Below are 1,432 nucleotides of genomic sequence, written 5' to 3'. Positions count from 1 at the left end.
GGTCAGCCGGGACGCCACCTGCCGGAACTCCTCCAGCATGGGCTCCATCCGCGCCGAGTGGAAGGCGTGGCTGACCGACAGCCTCGTCCACCTCCCCAGCCCCTCAGCAACCCGCAACACAGCAGCCTCATCACCGGAGAGCACCACCGAGGCGGGCCCGTTGACCGCGGCGATCTCCACACCATCGACCAGCACCGCGCGGGCCTGCTCCTCCGAAACCGGCACCGCCACCATCACACCACCCGCCGGCAACGCCTGCATCAACCGAGCCCGCGCAGACACCAGCGCACACGCATCCTCCAACGACCACACCCCGGCCACATACCCCGCAGCAACCTCACCGACGGAATGACCGATCACCGCCTGCGGACGCACACCCCACGACTCCAGCAACCCGAACAACGCCACCTGCAACGCAAACAAAGCCGGCTGCGCATACCCCGTATCATCCACATCAAGATCCGCAACATCCAGCAGATCCCACACCTGCCGATGCAACCGCGCGAACAACGGGAAAGCGGCAGCCAACTGCTCACCCATACCAACCCGCTGCGACCCCTGACCCGAGAAGACAAACACCACCCGCGGATCCGACACCGCGGTGCCGGTGACGGTGTCCTCCCCCAACAGCACAGCCCGGTACTCGAACACCGACCGGGTCACCGCCAGCGTCGACGCCACAGCAGACAGGTCAGTCTCGGGTGCGGTGGTCAGGTAGGCACGCAGCCGGTCTTCGAGATCGGCCAGGGCGGGCAAAGTCCTGGCCGAGATCGGCAACGGCACCACACCAGCTGTCACAGCCGGCACCGGGCTGTCCGTGGCCGGCGCTGAGGGCTGGGCGGGTGCGCTCTCCAGGATGACGTGCGCGTTGGTGCCACTGATGCCGAAGGAGGACACCGCTGCCCGGCGGGCCCGGCCCGTCTCCGGCCAGGGCTGGTTCTCCGTCACCAGTTCCACAGCGCCGGCCGTCCAGTCGATATGCCGGGAGGGCTCATCGATATGCAGGGTGGCCGGGACAGTGTCATGCCGCAGTGCCATGACCATCTTGATGACACCGGAGACACCCGCGGCAGCCTGCGTGTGCCCAAGGTTCGACTTCAGCGAGCCGAGCAGCACGGGCCGGTCACGGTCCTGGCCGTAGGTGGCGATCACCGCCTGGGCCTCGATCGGGTCGCCCAGCGTCGTACCCGTACCGTGGGCCTCGACCACATCCACCTCGGCCGTGGTCAAGCCGGCGCTGGCCAGGGCCTGCCGGATCACCCGCTGCTGGGAGGGGCCATTCGGAGCGGTCAGACCATTGGACGCACCGTCCTGATTGACCGCCGATCCCCGTACCACGGCCAGGACGTTGTGACCCCTGGCCCGAGCATCCGACAGCCGCTCGACCAGCAGCACACCGACACCCTCGGAGAAACCGGTACCGTCCGCCGCA

At 68.0% G+C, this 1,432-nt stretch carries 1 protein-coding gene; it reads right to left on the bottom strand.

Annotated elements, in window-relative coordinates; genetic code table 11:
• A partial coding sequence (locus JK364_RS54245) for an acyltransferase domain-containing protein (protein ID WP_201858852.1) occupies window positions 1-1,432 on the bottom strand: 1,432 nt, incomplete at both ends.

The sequence above is a fragment of the Streptomyces endocoffeicus genome, assembly GCF_016741935.1.
Lineage (GTDB): Bacteria > Actinomycetota > Actinomycetes > Streptomycetales > Streptomycetaceae > Streptomyces > Streptomyces endocoffeicus.
This window is presented reverse-complemented; position numbering and strand designations above follow the sequence as displayed.